The sequence below is a fragment of the Bacillus sp. AFS088145 genome (assembly GCF_002564465.1).
In the GTDB taxonomy this organism is placed as follows: Bacteria; Bacillota; Bacilli; order Bacillales; family Bacillaceae_G; genus Gottfriedia.
The window spans coordinates 269,051-287,597 of record NZ_NUUX01000015.1 but is presented as its reverse complement, the minus strand read 5'-3'; the positions used below and the strand labels follow the sequence as shown (position 1 = coordinate 287,597).

17 protein-coding genes are annotated in these 18,547 nt (G+C 33.8%); 8 read left to right on the top strand and 9 right to left on the bottom strand.

The features are described from left to right. The first annotated feature begins 22 nt into the window (after nucleotides 1-22). A complete protein-coding gene (locus tag COI44_RS12260) occupies nucleotides 23-343 on the top strand; it encodes a hypothetical protein (RefSeq protein ID WP_098428204.1) in 321 nt (106 codons plus the stop codon). A gap of 81 nt (nucleotides 344-424) precedes the next feature. Beyond that, on the top strand, nucleotides 425-1,102 hold the full coding sequence (locus tag COI44_RS12255) for a Dph6-related ATP pyrophosphatase (protein ID WP_098428203.1): 678 nt from the start codon (nucleotides 425-427) through the stop codon (nucleotides 1,100-1,102). 161 nt (nucleotides 1,103-1,263) lie between these two features. Here COI44_RS12255 and COI44_RS12250 read toward each other — a convergent pair whose 3' ends face one another. After that, nucleotides 1,264-2,253, bottom strand: coding sequence for an NAD-dependent epimerase/dehydratase family protein (locus COI44_RS12250; protein WP_098428202.1), 990 nt, complete (start codon nucleotides 2,251-2,253; stop codon nucleotides 1,264-1,266). Nucleotides 2,254-2,273: 20 nt separating this feature from the next. Beyond that, nucleotides 2,274-2,645, bottom strand: coding sequence for a DUF2500 domain-containing protein (locus tag COI44_RS12245; protein ID WP_098428201.1), 372 nt, complete (start codon nucleotides 2,643-2,645; stop codon nucleotides 2,274-2,276). A gap of 606 nt (nucleotides 2,646-3,251) precedes the next feature. On the opposite strand from COI44_RS12245, the gene COI44_RS12240 reads away from it, so the two are divergent. The 3 genes from COI44_RS12240 (at nucleotide 3,252) to pheA (ending at nucleotide 5,885) form a co-directional block, all read left to right on the top strand. Further along, nucleotides 3,252-3,689, top strand: coding sequence for a galactokinase (locus COI44_RS12240; protein ID WP_098428200.1), 438 nt, complete (start codon nucleotides 3,252-3,254; stop codon nucleotides 3,687-3,689). 257 nt (nucleotides 3,690-3,946) lie between these two features. Further along, nucleotides 3,947-4,933: a LacI family DNA-binding transcriptional regulator gene (locus COI44_RS12235; RefSeq protein WP_098428199.1), complete on the top strand. Its 987-nt coding sequence runs from the start codon at nucleotides 3,947-3,949 to the stop codon at nucleotides 4,931-4,933. Between the two features lie 103 nt (nucleotides 4,934-5,036). Then, entirely contained in the window at nucleotides 5,037-5,885 is an 849-nt protein-coding gene (gene pheA / locus COI44_RS12230; RefSeq protein WP_098428198.1) for a prephenate dehydratase, read from the top strand. A 52-nt stretch (nucleotides 5,886-5,937) separates the two neighbouring features. Here the strand turns inward: pheA and COI44_RS12225 are convergent, their stop codons facing one another. Beyond that, nucleotides 5,938-6,219, bottom strand: a complete 282-nt coding sequence (locus tag COI44_RS12225; protein ID WP_097973216.1) for a hypothetical protein — start codon at nucleotides 6,217-6,219, stop codon at nucleotides 5,938-5,940. A 129-nt stretch (nucleotides 6,220-6,348) separates the two neighbouring features. Next, nucleotides 6,349-7,770 carry a sigma-54 interaction domain-containing protein gene (locus COI44_RS12220; protein WP_098428197.1) on the bottom strand — a complete coding sequence of 474 codons (1,422 nt, stop codon included), beginning with the start codon at nucleotides 7,768-7,770 and terminating at the stop codon, nucleotides 6,349-6,351. Nucleotides 7,771-8,099: 329 nt separating this feature from the next. On the opposite strand from COI44_RS12220, the gene COI44_RS12215 reads away from it, so the two are divergent. The 3 genes from COI44_RS12215 to COI44_RS12205 all read left to right on the top strand — a co-directional run bounded on the left by COI44_RS12215 (nucleotide 8,100) and on the right by COI44_RS12205 (nucleotide 12,283). Further along, entirely contained in the window at nucleotides 8,100-9,311 is a 1,212-nt protein-coding gene (locus tag COI44_RS12215) for an ornithine--oxo-acid transaminase (RefSeq protein ID WP_098428196.1), read from the top strand. Between the two features lie 14 nt (nucleotides 9,312-9,325). Beyond that, on the top strand, nucleotides 9,326-10,612 hold the full coding sequence (locus COI44_RS12210) for a Glu/Leu/Phe/Val family dehydrogenase (RefSeq protein WP_098428195.1): 1,287 nt from the start codon (nucleotides 9,326-9,328) through the stop codon (nucleotides 10,610-10,612). A gap of 264 nt (nucleotides 10,613-10,876) precedes the next feature. Beyond that, the gene (locus tag COI44_RS12205; RefSeq protein WP_098428194.1) at nucleotides 10,877-12,283 is read left to right on the top strand and encodes an amino acid permease; all 1,407 of its coding nucleotides are present in this window, start codon (nucleotides 10,877-10,879) and stop codon (nucleotides 12,281-12,283) included. A gap of 569 nt (nucleotides 12,284-12,852) precedes the next feature. Here COI44_RS12205 and opp4A read toward each other — a convergent pair. From opp4A to COI44_RS12175, 5 genes are read right to left on the bottom strand one after another with little or no spacing between them, the layout of a single operon-like run. Next, on the bottom strand, nucleotides 12,853-14,631 hold the full coding sequence (opp4A, locus tag COI44_RS12195; RefSeq protein ID WP_098428192.1) for an oligopeptide ABC transporter substrate-binding protein: 1,779 nt from the start codon (nucleotides 14,629-14,631) through the stop codon (nucleotides 12,853-12,855). A gap of 24 nt (nucleotides 14,632-14,655) precedes the next feature. Beyond that, on the bottom strand, nucleotides 14,656-15,561 hold the full coding sequence (locus tag COI44_RS12190; RefSeq protein ID WP_098428191.1) for an ABC transporter permease: 906 nt from the start codon (nucleotides 15,559-15,561) through the stop codon (nucleotides 14,656-14,658). 14 nt (nucleotides 15,562-15,575) lie between these two features. Further along, the gene (opp4B, locus tag COI44_RS12185) at nucleotides 15,576-16,541 is read right to left on the bottom strand and encodes an oligopeptide ABC transporter permease (RefSeq protein WP_098428190.1); all 966 of its coding nucleotides are present in this window, start codon (nucleotides 16,539-16,541) and stop codon (nucleotides 15,576-15,578) included. Nucleotides 16,542-16,556: 15 nt separating this feature from the next. After that, the gene (locus tag COI44_RS12180; protein WP_098428189.1) at nucleotides 16,557-17,483 is read right to left on the bottom strand and encodes an ABC transporter ATP-binding protein; all 927 of its coding nucleotides are present in this window, start codon (nucleotides 17,481-17,483) and stop codon (nucleotides 16,557-16,559) included. After that, entirely contained in the window at nucleotides 17,464-18,489 is a 1,026-nt protein-coding gene (locus tag COI44_RS12175; RefSeq protein ID WP_098428188.1) for an ABC transporter ATP-binding protein, read from the bottom strand. The genes COI44_RS12180 and COI44_RS12175 overlap by 20 nt, the downstream gene beginning before the upstream one ends. Nucleotides 18,490-18,547 lie beyond the last annotated feature (58 nt).

Below are 18,547 nucleotides of genomic sequence, written 5' to 3'. Positions count from 1 at the left end.
TGGATAAAAAGGAATGGTGAAAATGGAAGGTACAATAGAAAAATTTGAAAGCTTAAGAACTGAACTAATCAATCACTATGAAGCATCAAAAGGAAGTATCTTTGGACATAAAGGATTAAAAATACAAGGTAAAGTTTTTGTATTCTATAATGAACCTAATATGGTTGTAAAGTTAAATCCTGAAGATGTTGCAACAGCTTTAAAATTAAGTGGAGCAAAAAACTTTGACCCAATGGGTGGGAAACCTATGAGAGAATGGGTTGAAATTCCATACGGGGATCAACAGTGGTTTGATTATGCAATAAAAGGTATGACGTACGTTAAAAGTTTACTAAAAAATTAATAACTAAAAAATTTGTTTCTATAAGCCACGGATGGAAGTTTAATTATTCTGTGGCTTTTATGTTAAGGGAGAATGATATAAGTGAACAATCGTAAAGTAGCAGTTTCTTGGAGTGGTGGGAAGGATTGTTGTTTAGCATTAGATTTACTAATTAAAAATAAATTTGATGTGGCATGTCTAGTTTCAATGGTATCGAAAAAGGATGAAAGGAATCATGCGCACGGAACTCCGCTTAATTTCTTACAAATGCAAGCTGATGCAATTGGAATTCCTCTTGTCATGATTGACTCAGCAGGAAAATACGAGGAGTCAATGATTAATGGACTAAAATCAATAAAAGAGCAATTTGACCTTTCTGCGATTGCATTTGGTACTCTATATGTCGAGGAAGATCGACAATGGAATGAACTAGTTGCAACTAAGGTGGGACTTGAACCGATTTTTCCTGTATGGATTAAGAAAAGTGAAACTACTAATTTACTAGACCAATGGCTTGAGACTGGATACGATGCAATTATTTGTAGGGCGAAAGAGAATATTTTTGATTCTACGATCGTGGGTAAGAGCCTAAATAAAGAGTTAAAACAACTATTCATTAGCAAAGAAATCTGTTTAATGGGCGAAAGCGGAGAATATCATACGTTTGTAATTGATGGCCCATTATTCAAAGAACGCTTAAATATAGTAGATGCAGATACTATTTTAAATAGTGGATTATGGTCTTTAAATAGTAAGGAGATACAAACAACTATTAAATAGATTTCTACTGGGTTTTTTATAAAGTAAATATAATTTGAGATTGCTATTAACATTGTTTTAGGGTAAATAAACAGTCTGGTGCAGCCAATCAAAAACAAGCTAAAATCACTTAAATATAATTAATTTAGGTGATTTTAGCTTGTTTTTAGTTTGTCTTACTTTCAATCATTTGTTGCTAAGTACCAGTCAGCATAACGCTTAATACCTTCACTAATTGATACTTTAGGTTCATAGTTTAAATCACTTTTGATTTTTTCAATATTTAGTGTATAGTCGTAACTTAAGAAATTGGCAATATGCTTGGAAACTTTTGGTGGTTTGTTAGTAATCCTCGCAATTATTTCCGAATTAAACGCGATAAATGACAGTAGTTTTGGAGAGATATTTTTTGTATTCAACTCTTTATTTAAGGCAAAAAAGAGTTGTTTAAGCACGTCAATTAAATAAATAGGTTGATCATTTGTAATATTGTAATACTCACCATTAAAGGCATGATCTGCATTCATACAAGCGATGATCATATCGACAACATTATCGATATAAGTAAAATCCATTAGAACTTGTCCTTTATGAACTAATGGAATTCCTCCATTTTCATTTATCTGTATAAATCTTCCGAAAATCGTATGATCGAAAGGACCAAAAATTTGTCTAGGTCTTAGTGAGATTGCAGGTAGTCCTTTTTCAATTGCGTCTTCAATAATTAAATCTGCCATATGTTTTGTTTCAGCGTAGTAATTAGAGTGCTTTGATGGCAGCGGATCACTTTCTTTAACATCTATACGACTCTCACTAGTGAAGTACACACTCGGGGTCGAAATATTAATAAACTTTTTTAAATCTGTTGAAAGTGAAGCTTTAACAATATTCTTCGTCCCCTCAACATTTGTTTTCTCGAATTCAGAAAAAGGTCCAAAAGGTGCTGCAAGTGCAGCACAATGGATTACATAGTCTACATTCTTTATATTTTCTTCTAATAAGATAGAGTCATTCAAATCTCCTTTGACAAAGGTGACATTCTCCATCTTGTTGAAAAATTTAGCTGCTTCCTCATTTCTTCCAAAGGCTATAACGGAATAGCCCATTTCACTTAATTTTTTAGTTGTATGTTTTCCTAAAAAACCCGTGGCACCACTTATGAAAACATTCATTATTCCACCCCGAAAAGAAATTATTGTCGCTCAAAGTTTATGAATCTCGTACCTTGGAAAGTTAGCTTTCCTGTATCGTTTTCTACTAATTGACCATAAATGAACCCATCAATTTGAAATTCAATTCTGTCTCCAGATTCGACCTCAACTGTAACATAATAATGTGTAGAGGAATGAGCGAACTGATTCGTATTAGCACGTTGAACGTAATCTATTCTTTTTGTAACTATTTTTGCTGGGACAATTAATTTGGGTTGTTTATTATTATAATTCCATTGCTTTAATCCTTTTATTAGTGCAAAAAATATACCTGCAAAAACGAAGACGAAAATGATTGGAAATACGAAAGCAATAATTTTAAAAATATCAAAACCTGCATCAAATCCTAACATTATTAAGACCCCCTTTTAATAAATTGTAAGTCTCAGACTTCTTAATCCTTTTTAAGTCAAATCGGTCTCTATATATAGTTTATTAAATTTTCTGAAAGTAATAAACCTATTTCTTTCAACAAGTAAATAAAATTGGAACTGTATTGTAAACATTAAATTATTTTAGTGAATTTTATTTCTTTTATTATATAGATATAACGCTAGAATCAATCCAACTAGTAAAAAATGTAAAATAATTACTATTAATAATCTAATAGAACTATTATCTAAGAAGCTTTAAAATAAGTGCAAACTCCGTTATTTTCCTTATATGAACTTTAATTGTGACAGAATAAAAAACTAAGTAAAAAATCCTTCCATTTTAGTAAATTTTAATTGGATTAATTATTGACCAATAATATCCAGGGGAGTAGGATACTTTTAATAGAACTCTTTTTTCTCTTTATTATGTTCCATTGCCAAGGGAGTAGCTTTTGAAACTAGTATGGTGATCATTGGAATAAGGTTAGCGAGGAGTACAGGGTAAATGTTTGGTTTAAATCTATTTCTATCTGATCGAAAAGCGGGTAGGGATCATGGAAAATTAGTTATAGGAGTGATAAGGAAATGAATGTTAAAGAGTTAATATCAGTTTACAATCAGTATTACAGTCATTCTAATTTACGCGTTTTTTTTGTATCAGGCCATACTGACGAAATCGAGGAAATTACGGACTTTGATAGAAAAAGTCACCATGCTTCACAAGCATTTGGCATTTATGTACTTTTGTCTAGAACAGAGACGCAACTAATTAAATTAGTATCCTTAAACTTTGAAGATTTAGGAATTATTGAAATTTCTTTAAATGATTTAGGTGACGAAATAAAGCATGACTGGACTAGTTACTTAAAGAAAGTGATAAGTTATTTAAAACAAGCAGGGTATCGGATCAATAGGGGGATGGACATACTGATTTACAGTAATCTTCCAAATGAAGTAGGACTATCCTCAACTAAATCAGTTGAAGCTTTAACAGATACAATGCTAAAAACATTATACGAATAGAAATGAGAAACCACATCAATATTTTCAACAATTAAAAACAGCTAAGATTACTCCGAAAAAATTAAATTCTCCTCCTGTAAATTATAATATTTCAAATTTGCTTAAATAAAACTTAATTATACGATCTTGATTTAAAGAAAATAAAATATGTAAAAAATTCTCCATATTTAATGAATAATCATACAACCTTCAACTGTTAAAATTAAAGTAATAGTTTCGAATACAATTTAGATTGGAAGGTTACGAGGAGAGTTGTAATGACTACAATTAAAGATATTGCCGAAAAAGCAGGGGTATCGATTGCTACTGTATCAAGAGTGCTTAATTATGACCCTGCACTATCAGTAAGTGACGATACAAAACAAAGAATTTTTGAAACAGCAGAAAAGCTTTCATATAAGAAAAAATCAAAAGTAAAAAAGAATATTGCTAAAATCGCACTTGTTAAAGGCGATAGTGGAAATGAAGAATTAAGTGATCTCTTTTATATGCTAATTCGTTTTGGAATTGAAAATAAGTGTGAACAACATTCACTGCACATTTCTACTTTTTTTCGTGGGAATGAAAAGGGGATGTTAGATGAGCAAATACTTGGTGTGATTGCATTAGGTAAGTTTGATAATCAGCAAATTAGCTCATTGAAAAAAGTATCGAAAAATATCGTTTTTGTTGATTTTTCACCAGATGAAGAGAAATACGATTGTGTTGTTACAGATTATGAGAATGCTATTATAAAAGTTTTAGATCATTTTATATCGCATGGACATCAAAAAATCGGATATATCGGTGGACGCGAGTATGATAAGAAGCAAGGTCAAAAAATTAATTCTCGAGTGAAAACATATAAAAATTATTTAGAGGAAAAAGGGCTTTTTCGAAAAGAGAATCTGTACTTAAGTGAATTTACAGCAGAAGCAGGGTTTAATTTGATGAACAAAGCAATTCGAGAACAAGGTGGAGATTTACCAACAGCATTTATAATTGGTTGTGATACGATGGCTGTTGGATGTTTAAGAGCACTTCATGAAGCAAAAATATCAGTACCAGAGCGTGTAAATTTAATCGGAATGAATGATTTTGTGTTTTCAAAATATCTTTTTCCTAGCTTAAGTACTTTGAAGGTTTACACTGAATTGATGGGTGAATCCGCAGTGGACTTATTAATGGAAAGACTTTTAGGTAGGAAAGTGGCCAAAAAAGTGATTGTTCCTACGACGTTAAAGATTCGTCAAAGTAGCCTTTAAAGGTGATATTTGCGAAATTTGTAAGATAATTGCTAAAAATTAAATATTTTACTTTTAATCTTAACTCTTTTTAGTATAATTAAAAATTAAAAGGAGTGGGAACGTGAAGGTTGGTTATTTAGGTCCTGAGGCGACTTTTACACATGTTGCTGTTCGGTCTGTTTTTAAGAATGATGAACATATTGCTTATTCTAGTATTCCTGTTTGTATGGATAATGTAGCGGAAGGTGAAGTTGATTTAGTTGTCGTTCCAATAGAGAATTCGGTTGAAGGATCCGTGACCACAACAATTGATTATCTTGTACATGAACAGCCATTAAAAATGGTTGGTGAAATTATTATACCGATAAGACAGCATTTATTGATGGCAAAAGGACAAGCACATCGAGTAAAGGATATTGAGGTGATTTATTCTCATTCTCATGCGTTAGCTCAGTGTCACACATTTTTGCATAATCAATATAAATATACAAAGTTAGAGCCAGTTACTTCTACAAGTGCTGCGGCTAAAATGGTTAGTGAGCAATCTAATGAGTGTATAGCTGCGATCGCTAACGAATTTGCTGCAAAGAAGTATGGATTAGAAATTGTTGCTTCAGATATTCATTCTAATTCATATAATCACACGAGATTTATTGTTTTACAAAGACATGATGCCAAAATGGAAACGAATTATTTTGAACCTAAACATACTAAGGCAACTCTAGTTATTAACATGCCAGAGAATCGTGCTGGTGCGCTTCACCAAGTACTTTCAGCATTTGCATGGAGACAGATTGACCTTTCAAAAATTGAGTCTCGCCCGACGAAAACTGGATTAGGAAATTACTTTTTCATTGTTGATGTTGAGATGGGCTATGATGACGTATTATTACCTGGAGTAAAGCAAGAATTAGAGGCTTTGGGCTTTAGTGTAGAAATTTTAGGGAGTTACTCAACAATCACATTATAAGAAAAGAGAAGGTATAAAACCCTTCTCTTTTATATTTTTTATTTTTACATTATTAGTAATAATAAGGGGGAGGACAATAGTATCCTGGTGGGCAATAGTAGTAAGGATAGCCATAGCCATAACCACCCCAAAAAAATGGGAAGAATGGGAAAAATGGACGGAAGAACGGACGGAAGAACGGACGTCCAAAGCCAAATCCAAACCCAGGTCTACCAAATCCAAATCCAGGTCTACCAAATCCTCCACCAAACCCACCATGAAAGCCTCCGAATCCACCGTGTCCAAAGCCGCCGCCACCAAATCCATGTGGACGATACTCATGTTCATTCGACATATAAAAAACCTCCTTTACTTATGAGTCTTACATAATCAAAATATGCAGGACAAAAGTGGAAGGTTTGGGCATATTTGCATTTTTAAACCGTACTGGAAAATATTCGTTAATGTTTTATTTGAATAAAACTTAATCATTCAATAAATTAAACTTACGAATACGATATTGTAAGTTTTGTCTACTGATGCCTAATTGTTTTGCAGCCTGTGTAATATTGCCGTTATGTTCATTTAAAACATTTATAATATGTTGTTTTTCTTTGTTCAATAAAGTATTTTTTAAATTTGATTTATCATCTATTGATTCTGGCGGATGTAATTTAACGTCTCTTTGTTGTTGAACGATTGGAGTAGCACTTGTATTTCTTTTTTCATTAAAAAACCTAGATGGTAAATGAGTTGCAGATATAGTTGTTTCATTTTCTACTAAGTTCATTGCACCTTCGATCATATGTTCAAGTTCGCGTATATTACCAGGCCAGTTATGATTCAGGAAGAAGTTTGTTACATTTTCATCTAAATTAGTTACCCGATGACCGAAAAGACGATTATATTTTTGAATAAAGAAGTTTGCTAACAACAATATATCTTCGAAGCGTTCACGTAGTGGAGGTAGAAATAATGAAACGACACTTAGACGGTAATATAAGTCTTTACGTAAATGATTATTCGCGATTGCTTCAATAGGGTCTTCATTTATCGTAGCGATAATTCGAACATCTAATTCTTTTTCGTTAATATCACCAATTCTTCTAACTTTACGTTCTTGAATAACCCTTAAAAGTTTAGCCTGTAAGTTAGGGCTAAGTGAATTAATTTCATCTAATAATAATGTTCCACCATTTGCTTCTTCAAATAATCCAGGCTTATCAATTGCCCCAGTAAATGCTCCTTTTTTTGTCCCAAAAAGAATACTTTCAATTAAGGATTCTGGAAGTGCGGCGCAATTTTGAGAAATGAATGGTTTTGTTGCTCTTTTGCTAGCATTATGAATACTTTGAGCGAATAATTCTTTACCTGTTCCAGTTTCTCCTACAATTAATACGGATGAAGAAGTTTTTGTAGATCTTTTTGCATCTTCAATTATGCTTTTAAATGCCCCGGATGTTCCGATTAATTGTTCGAATGTATAACGTGTATTTCGATTTTGAAGAATACCTTCCTGCACAGATTGCTTTAATTCAGTCACGTCGCGAACCATTTCAATTGCTCCAATAATTTTATTTTCTTTCATTATTGGGTAAGTATCATTGATTGTCGTAACTTCTTTTCCTTTATTATTAAAATAAGATTGTTTAATATTTTTTCGTACTTTACCTTTTTGGAGTGCATCAAGTAAGGTGCTCGATTGGTTTTTTTGAAACGTGAAGACATCTAAAAGATTTTTGTGTAAGACATCCTCTTCATTCATCATTTCGATTTCCATCATTTTGCGGTTATACACCATTGTATTAGCTTCTTGATCAACTACATGTATACCGATATCAATTTCTTCTAATATTAATTGTAATAATTCATCAACAGCTAAAAAGTTTTGCTTATCATTTTTCATATAATTCTCTCTTTTCATTATAACAATAGAAAAAATTTGCACTTCTTTCTATTTTTGGTAAGATAAAAAGGCAGTTTTTTTCCGAATGTACTAATTTTCTTTGTTAATCTTTTTTTGCTGCAAATATTCTATGCATATTTTAATTAATTTTGCGCCTGAATGCAAAAATATTTTGCGGTAAATTGAAAACGGTATCATGCTTAAGGATGAATAACGCTTAGAATAAGTACATTTTGTGAATTTTAATTTATACAACATGTTTGGCACGGAAATTGCTTATTCTTTTAGTAAGAAGCTAAAAATTAATCAATAATATTGGGGGAACTCAAATGACAACTAATTCTCAAAAAATCATTGACCAAACAAATCAATATGGCGCAAATAACTATCATCCACTTCCAGTAGTAATCTCTAAAGCTGAAGGTATCTGGGTTACAGACCCTGAGGGTAACAGATATTTAGATATGTTAAGTGCATATTCTTCTGTAAACCAAGGGCATCGTCATCCAAAAATTATCCAAGCTTTAAAAGATCAAGCTGACAAAGTTACATTAACTTCTCGTGCTTTCTATAGTGAAAACATGGGTGAGTGGTTTGAAAAGGTAGCAAAAGTTACGAACAAAGATATGATTTTACCTATGAACACTGGTGCTGAAGCTGTTGAGACTGCTATTAAAGCTGCTAGAAGATGGGCTTATGATGTTAAGGGTGTAGAAGAAAACCAAGCAGAAATTATTGCTTGTGTTGGAAACTTCCACGGTCGCACGATGGCTGCAGTTTCTTTATCATCAGAAAAAGATTATCAACGTGGATTTGGACCATTCTTACCAGGAATTAAGTTAATTCCGTATGGCGATATTGAAGCATTAAAAGCTGCAATTACGCCAAATACTGCTGCATTCTTAATCGAACCAATTCAAGGTGAAGCTGGAATTAATATCCCTAAAGAAGGATTCTTACCTGAAGTAGCTGATGTTTGTAAAAAAGAAAACGTATTATTTATAGCAGATGAAATTCAAACAGGTTTATGTAGAACTGGTAAAACTTTTGCATGTGATTGGGATGGAGTAATTCCTGACATGTACATTTTAGGTAAAGCACTTGGTGGCGGAGTATTCCCAATTTCATGTGTTGCTGCTGATCGTTCAATCTTAGGCGTATTTGAGCCAGGTTCTCACGGATCTACATTTGGTGGAAATCCATTAGCTTGTGCAGTTTCAGTAGCTGCTTTAGAAGTTCTTGAAGAAGAGAAGTTAGCTGAGCGTTCAAATGAGCTTGGAAACTACTTTATGGAAAAATTAAAAGAAATCGATCATCCTCATATTAAAGAAGTTAGAGGACGTGGATTATTTATCGGTGTTGAACTTCATGTACCAGCACGTGTTTATTGTGAAGCATTAAAGAAACAAGGTTTATTATGTAAAGAAACACATGATACAGTAATTCGTTTTGCACCACCATTAATTATTTCAAAAGAAGATTTAGACTGGTCAATTCAACAAATTAACGAAGTATTTAGCCAATATAAAGCAACTGTATAAATGGAGCGATAAAAATGACAACTACAATCCCACAAAATGAAGTACAAAACAAAATCAAAGAAGAAGGCAGAGAATTAATTCAGTCTACTCAAGAAGTAATCTCAGAAGCTCTTCATAAACTTGGTTATTCAAAAGAACTTTATGAGTTATTAAAAGAACCATTACGATTTTTAACAGTTCAAATTCCGGTAAGAATGGATGATGGCTCAGTGAAGATTTTCACTGGCTATCGTTCACAACATAATGATGCTGTAGGTCCAACAAAAGGTGGAATTCGTTTCCATCCTGAGGTTAATGAGGACGAAGTAAAAGCTTTATCAATGTGGATGAGCTTAAAATGCGGTATCGTTGATTTACCATACGGTGGGGGAAAAGGCGGTATCATTTGTGATCCAAGAAATATGTCAATTTTTGAGTTAGAGCGTTTAAGTAGAGGATATGTTCGTGCGATTAGCCAAATCGTTGGACCAACAAAGGATATTCCTGCTCCAGACGTATATACTAACCCACAAATAATGGCTTGGATGATGGATGAATATAGTAGAATTCAAGAATTTGATTCTCCTGGATTTATTACTGGTAAACCACTTGTATTAGGTGGATCAGAAGGACGTGAAACAGCTACAGCTCAAGGTGTTACTATTTGTATCGAAGAGGCTGCTAAACGTAAGGGAATCGATTTAAAGGGTGCTAGTGTCATTGTTCAAGGATTTGGAAATGCGGGTAGCTTCTTAGCGAAGTTCATGGTTGAAGCAGGTGCAAAGGTAGTTGGTATTTCTGATGCACTTGGCGCATTATACGATCCAGACGGTTTAGATATTCATAGCTTACTAGAAAAAAGAGATAGCTTTGGAACGGTAACTAACTTATTTACTGATGTAATTTCGAATAAAGAATTACTAGAAAAACCTTGTGATATTTTAGTTCCAGCCGCAATTTCAAATCAAATTACAATTGAAAATGCTCACAATATTAAAGCATCAATCGTAGTTGAAGCTGCAAATGGTCCTACTACTCTTGAAGCTACTAAAATTTTAACAGAGCGCGAAATTTTACTAGTTCCAGACGTACTAGCAAGTGCTGGTGGAGTTTCTGTTTCTTATTTTGAGTGGGTTCAAAATAACCAAGGTTACTACTGGTCTGATGAAGAAGTTGCTCAAAAGCTTCGTGAAAAAATGGTTCGTTCATTTGATAGTGTTTACCAAACTTCAGTTAATCGCAAAGTAAATATGAGATTAGCTGCATATATGGTTGGTATTCGCAAAATGGCGGAAGCATCTCGTTTCCGTGGATGGGTTTAATAGATTAATTGGTTTGCTCCAGATGAAAATTTCATCTGGAGCACTTATATTGTATTGACAGATAATAAAATCTATTTTTATAATTAAGTATTATCTCAATACAATGATTTGTATACGTTTTCAATCGTTATCTGAAAATTTAGTCTTAAAATATGTTGGTTTAAAGAGCTTTAGTGTTCGTTAAGGAAATAAGTGAACTTATATTCTGTTATATCAGAATATTTTAACTTATACGCACAATTTACATCTAGAGGAGGGACTTTCATGAAACAGCAAGAACAGGGGTTAAAGAAAGAGCTTAAAAGTAGACACTTGTTTATGATTGCTCTTGGGGGAGTAATTGGGACAGGTTTGTTTATGGGATCAGGCTATACAATTAGTGAAGCTGGCCCAGGTGGAGCAATATTAGCCTACTTAGTAGGTGGAATCGTAATGTATTTAACAATGCTATGTTTAGGAGAATTAGCAGTTAATTTACCAGATGCTGGTTCTTATCAAACTTATGCAACTAAATATATCTCACCAGCGTCAGGCTATGTAGTTGGATGGATGGCATGGTTAAACTGGTCGGTAACAATCGGTTTAGAGTTAATTACAGTTAGTATGTTAATGAAGAGATGGTTTCCAGATGTACCGACTTGGATCTGGTGTGTAGTATTTGGGGTAATATTATTTGCAATAAATGCACTTTCAACTAAAAGTTTTGCTGAAGTTGAATTTTGGTTTGCAAGTATTAAAGTAGTAACAATTGTTCTATTTATAATTTTAGGTGGAGCAGTAATGTTTGGCATTGTACCAATGGAAGGGACAAAGGCTCCAATGCTTTCTAACTTTACAGACCACGGCGGACTTTTCCCAAATGGCTTTTTAGCGATTATGGTCACAATGGTTGCAGTTAACTTCTCATTCCAGGGAAGTGAATTAGTAGGGATTGCAGCTGGTGAAAGTGAAGATCCAGCAAAAGCTGTACCTAAAGCAATTAATAACACAGTATGGCGAATTCTAGTATTCTTTATTTTATCAATTTTTGTTTTAGCAGGTCTTTTCCCTTGGGAGAAAGCTGGTTTAGTAGATAGCCCATTCGTAGTAGTATTTGATAACATCGGTATTCCATACGCAGCTGATATTATGAACTTTGTTATTATTACAGCAGTTCTATCAGTTGCTAACTCAGGTTTATACGCAACATCTCGTATGATGTATTCAATGGCTCAAAAAGGAATGGTTAGTCCGAAATTAGGAAAATTAACTAAAAAAGGTGTACCTTTAAACGCTTTAACTTTTAGTATGTTTTTTGGTTGTTTATCTCTATTAAGTGGTATTTACGCAGAAGACACGGTTTATCTATGGTTGCTATCAATTGCAGGATTTGGCTGTTTATTTGTTTGGGCAAGCATTGCATTATCAAATCTTTTAGGTAGAAAGAAATACCTTCAAGAAGGTGGGAAATTAGAGGATTTAAAATATAAAACGCCTCTTTATCCAATCGTTCCAATCGTTGCTTTTGTTTTAAATGTAGCTGTAATCATTAGTCTTGCATTTATCCCAGATCAACGTATTGCATTGTACTGTGGTGTTCCATTTATGATTGCATGTTTAATCTATTATCATTTCTCTGCTAAGCATAAGATTGAAAAACACGAGCAAGAAGAAAGTAAAAAAGTAAGTTAATAATTGTTTTGAGATTGTCTCAAAAATTTGTGAAAACTCGCTAATTACTAGCGAGTTTTTTTGTATTTTTGAATTGTAGTTATGTTGTTGATCAGGTTTAGCAATAATTGAAATTTATTTAGTAAGGGAAGCTCACAACTTTATCAACATTGTCCACATATCGTTCATGCTTGTTAAAATTGAATCTACTTATTTCAGCTCACACAAACCCAACATTAAATCGTACCCACAAATTTATTGAATAAAAATTACTGCTTTATTAACAAAGTTCACAATTTTATCAACAGTGTGCATATTTTCGTTAATATTTTTTTTGATTTGATGAGGAGAGCTGTTACTTATCCACTGTTTTGATGAACAATTTACTGTTTTTAGCTGATTCTCCATTAAATATCAACAAATGTACGCAAGTTCTTGTTAATAACCTTTTAAAGAATGGAATGGGGGGATTACTTATCCACATTTTTACTGTTATGGCTATCTATTCTTTAGAATCAGGTATGAGTTATACACAAAAAAGAACCGTCCCAAAAGTGCATTGACTTAAGGGACAGCTACATTTTTACTGCTTATTTATTTTTTTCAGACTCTTTACTTGTTACAGAGATGTCTTGTAAGTGACCTTGGAAGCCTTGACCAGCTGTTAAGTCGTAGCCTTTAACGCGCTTATTAACGCCATCTAAACCGAAGCGGAATAGAGTAGGGATAACTGGCACTTCGTCATTTACAAGCTCTTGCCATTTATCATATACATCTTGACGGTATTTTTCATCAAATGCTTTTGCTGAAATACCTTCTTTTAATAGTTTATCATTGTCGTTATTTACCCAACGAACGTAGTTGAATGGTGCATTTTTAGCCCAAATTCCAGATGGGTCTGGGTCAGAACCTGTTCCCCAAGCAGCTGCGAAAATATCGATTTTTGGATTATCTTTTTCTACCATATCGTAGAATGAGTTGAACTCATGTAAACGTCCATCTAATAATTGAACATCTAAGCCAACTTCTTTCCAAGATTGTAAGTAGAATTGAGCTAATGGTTCAGCGATATCGCCACCACTCATAGAAGCGAAGTTGATTTTAAATGGTTTTCCGTTTGGATCTTCACGTAAACCATCTCCAGTTACATCTTTGTAACCAGCTTCGTCTAGTAATTTTTTAGCTTTTTCAGGATCGTGAGTATATCCTTTTAATGCTTTATCAAAGTATTTAGGGAATGATGGTGGAATTACAGAAGTTGCAGGCACTCGTAATCCTTTGTATAATTTTTCCCCAACTGCTTTATTATCAAGGGCATAAGCCATTGCTTGACGTACACGCTTATCTTGGAATTTTGGATTATCCATTACGTTTACACCATTTTTCGCATCGTAATGACCTAATTTAAATCCGATGTAAGAGTAAGCTAACTCTGTTTTACCGATTAATTGGATATTTTTTAATTTTTTAGCTTGATCGAATTGGTCAGCTGAAACAGAAGCGATATCGATATCTCCGTTTGCTAGAGAAGATGTAGCAATAGTTGGGTTAACAACTTTTAAAAGTACACCGTCAAGTTTTGGAGCACCGTTCCAGTAATCTTTATTCGCTTCAAATTCTACAGCTTCACCTGGAGTGATCTTTTTAATTTTAAATGGTCCAAAGCCGATAGGAGCTTTACGAATTTGGTCTGATGATGCTAATTTATCGATTGGCACATTGCCTAAGTATTTCTTAGGTAGTGGGTTAGTCCATAATCCAGTAAGTACAGAAGGGTTAGCTTCTTTGAAGGTAATTGAAATTGTTTTAGGATCAATTACTTTAACTCCGGAAATATTTTTTGCCTTTCCGTTATGATAATCTTCCATACCTTCAATCATAGACATTTGTGAGTCATAACGTACACCTGTATATTTTGGATTACCAATTACAAGATAAGCATATTCTAAATCCTCTGCTGTAACTGGATCTCCATTCGTCCAATTTACATTATCGCGGATTTTTAATGTGATTGTCTTTTTGTCATCGCTTAATTTATATGTAGCAGCACCATCTTGGTCATAAATATAGTTTTCATCTGTTGAAAGAAGTGCTTCATCAAAGAATTGAAGAACTTGAGAATCTGGATCGCCTTCATAGAAAATTGTATTTAAGATACCTTCAAATGGCGTATCTGAAACTAAACCATATTTTAAAATGCCACCTGAAACAGATTTTTTGTTATTTGTTACTTTGATTGGAAAAGCAGCTTGATCGACTTGCTTAGTAGTAGTTGAAGTCTTTGTGTCGCCGCCTTTACATGCTGAAAGAATCATCATAGATACTGCCATTGCGCTTAATACTTTAGTAAAGCTTTTTGCATTTTTCATATTTCCACTCTCCTTATTTTTTAATTATCCTCTTCTTTGTCTAGCATCAGCTGCACGCTTTAGCGCTTCACCGATGAAATTTATACTCAGCATGAGCACTAAAATCATGCACGATGCAGGTAACCATATCCACAGCTTATTTTGTAAAACATCAGGATTTGTTGCATAACTAACTAGTGTTCCTAAACTTGGTGTACTTTCTGGTAAACCAAATCCAAGGAAGGTTAGACCAGATTCGATTCCAATATTTCCTGCTAGGTTTAAAGTGAATGCAACGATAATTAATGAACTTACATTTGGTAAAACGTGTGAGATAATGATTTTCCAATTCGGCGTGCCAATTGCTTTAGCTGCAGCCACATAATCTAATTCGCTCTCTGATAAAACTTTTGAACGAATTAATCTTGCCTTACCTGTCCATAAAAAAAGGCTCATAATAAGGACAAAATTTATGATTGAGAATTTAGGTACAACTGTTACGAATACAATAATTAGCATTAATGTTGGTAGGGATAGGAAAAAGTCAATAATACGCATAACGACACTGTCTACCCAACCACCGAAATAGCCAGCTATTAAACCTAATGCTAGGCCAAGTAGATTTGTAATAATTGTGATAAAAAATCCAATCGTAAAGGAATTTCTAGTCCCAATTATTAGTTGTCCAAATATATCGCGTCCCCCGTAGTCAGTACCTAACCAATGAGTAGAGGAAGGAGGCTGATAGATTGATAGAAAGTCGACTTTAACAATTTGATTTTGATCTAGAATAAGAGAAGTAGCATACACACCTATTATTATTAGGCCAAGTACGATAAGAGAACCTAAAGCTAACTTATCTCGTCTAAATTCTGCCCAAATGACACTAAATCCAGATGGACTTTTTCGTTGCTCTGTAATATGAGTTTGATTTTCGATTTTTAATTCCATAAATTTCACCTACCCTATTCAATCCGTATACGTGGATCTACGATGCTTAGAATAATATCTGAGATTAATGTTCCGAAAAGTGTTGCAAGACATGTCATTAAAACAAGCGCATTTACAACGGTAAAATCACGTAACATAACGGATTTAACGAACAGTTGCCCAATTCCTGGATAGCCAAAAATTGATTCTAAAAATACAGAACCAGCTATTAAACCAGTAATCTCATAACCTAAAAATGCAGCGATTGGTAAAAATGAATTTCGTAAAACGTGTCGAGAATAAACCTTTGATTCTGGAACACCTTTTGATCTAGCTGTTCTGACAAAATCTTTTACTTTTGTATCAATAATTTCACTACGCAAATATTGAGAAATTCCAACAGTTGAAATAAGTGCACCTGATAAAGTTGGTAAAACAAGATGATCTAATTTGCTTACATAATAAGCAAAAGTTCCATCAGCAATCGTAGGGTCTACGCTACCGCCCGTTGGGAAAAGATCAAAATAAAATCCAAAAACAAACAGCATAACAATTCCAAAAATAAATAGAGGGGTAGCAAAACCTAAATAGTTATATCCGGTTATCAGCTTATCCGCCCAGGTGTCACTATAGCGTCCACTAATAATACCAAGTGGAATTGCCAGTAAATAAGTTACAATAAACACGCAGAGGGCAAGTAAAACAGTATTTCCAATACGGTCACCAATTACATCAACTACATTGATTTTATGTGTATAGGAAACACCAAAATCTCCTTTTGCAACATTTTTAATCCAATGATAATACTGAACATAAGCAGGATCATTTAAACCCATTTCTTCACGAATTTTTTCAATTTCTTGTGGATTAGCTTTTGGGTTAATCGATCGTCCAGTAAGCGCATCACCAGGCATTGCTTTAGCTAGTGCAAAGATTAGTATACTCAAGATAAGAAGCTGAGGAATCATGATGAGTATACGGCGAATGACAAATTTTAACATATTCGTTACTCCTTTCTAAGGTAATGCTACTCGATGAGTATCTGAGATTGGTTTTAAATCAAATGGTCGACCGTTTTCATCAAAGTAAGAAGAAGCATTTTGTTGATATTCTTTTCTAACTTCTTGTCTTTCTCTAATTTTTTCTTCTCGAACTTCTGGACGAATATCTGGTATTGCTGCAATTAAGCGTTTAGTGTATATATGTTGTGGGTTGTTTAAGATATCTTCAGTAGTGCCTTCCTCAACAAGTCTCCCTCGATACATAACACCAATTCGATCACATAAATGGCGAATAACGCCTAAGTCATGGCCGATAAATAAATAAGTTAGTTTGAATTCTTCTTGTAAATCTTGTAAGAAATTAAGTACTTGTGCTTGTACTGAAACATCCAAAGCGGAAACAGGCTCATCTGCAACTATTAACTTAGGTTGTAAAGTTAAAGCTCTAGCAATCCCAATTCGTTGACGTTGCCCACCAGAAAATTCATGTGGATACTTATATAGTGATTCTGGAGATAATCCAACTTTATCAAGGTAGTAAAGTACTCTTTCACGTTCTTCTTCAGCAGTTAAAGTTTCATAGTTTCTTAGAGGTTCTGCAACTAAATCAATAATTCTCTTTTTAGGATTTAAAGAAGAGTATGGGTCTTGAAATATCATTTGAATCTCTTGTCGAAATGCTCGCAATTGCTTTTTATTTAGCGTTATTAAGTCATTGTCTAAAAAATTAATACTTCCATTCGTAGCCTTTGCTAATTGAAGAATTGCCTTGCCTGCAGTAGATTTTCCACTACCTGATTCTCCAATTAGGCCATATGTCTCGCCTTCGTTTAGTTCAAATGAAATTCCATCAACAGCTCGAACATGATCTACAACTGTTCGAAAAATACCACCACGAATAGGGTAATGTACTTTTAAGTTATCAACCTTTAATAGAGACATTTACGATCGGTGCTCCTTTCTCGTTCTTGAAATGGAAATGCTTATAACAAGAACAACGTACATAATGATTTGGTGTAACTTCGTGCAAGATAGGTTGATTTTCATGAGCATAATTTTGAATCCAAGGAATACGATGGCTGAATCGGCAGCCTGTTCTAGGTAGTTTGTCTAATGGTGGAACTGTACCTTCAATAATATGAAGTCGTTGATTTTTTGAATGAGTAGTAGGAATAGAGTTTAATAGTGAGCGCGTATATGGGTGTAGTGGATTATTTAGTATTTCTTCTACTGAACCAGTCTCAATAATTTGTCCAGCATACATAACAGCAACACGGTCTGCTACTTCTGCAACAACACTTAAGTCATGCGTAATTAAAATGATGCCTAGCTTCGTTTTCTTTTGTATTTCTTTTAATAAATCTAATATTTGAGCTTGTATCGTTACATCTAAAGCAGTAGTTGGCTCGTCTGCAATAATGAACGAGGGGTTACATGCAATGGCAATTGAAATCATAGCACGTTGTCTCATACCACCAGATAATTCATGCGGGTACTGTTTATAAGTAACCTCTGGCTTTGGAATTCCAACTTGATCTAATAACTCTAATGCACGCTCCTTTTTTTGTGAGCGTGAAAGATCAGTATGAAAATCTAAATTTTCTTCAATTTGTTTACCAATCGTCATTAAAGGATTTAGAGCAGTAAGAGGTTCTTGGAAAATCATTCCGATTTCCTTCCCTCGAATTTTATTCAACTTACTATCATTTAGCGTTAGTAAATTTGTACCTTTGTAAGAGATTGATCCATTCATTTTTGTACGATTATTTGAATGTAGTCCTAGGATTGATAGGGCTAGTGCACTTTTACCGCAGCCTGATTCACCCACAATTGCAAGAACTTCATTTTCATGGACAGTTAGTGATACATCATCCACAGCAGGATAGTAATGGTTGTTTATACGAAACGATGTCGTTAAATGTTCGATTTCCAAAAGAGGTTTTGACATTTCGTGTCTCCTTTCGAGATTTCATGAGCAAAATTATTGATATATTTTGAATTTTCAT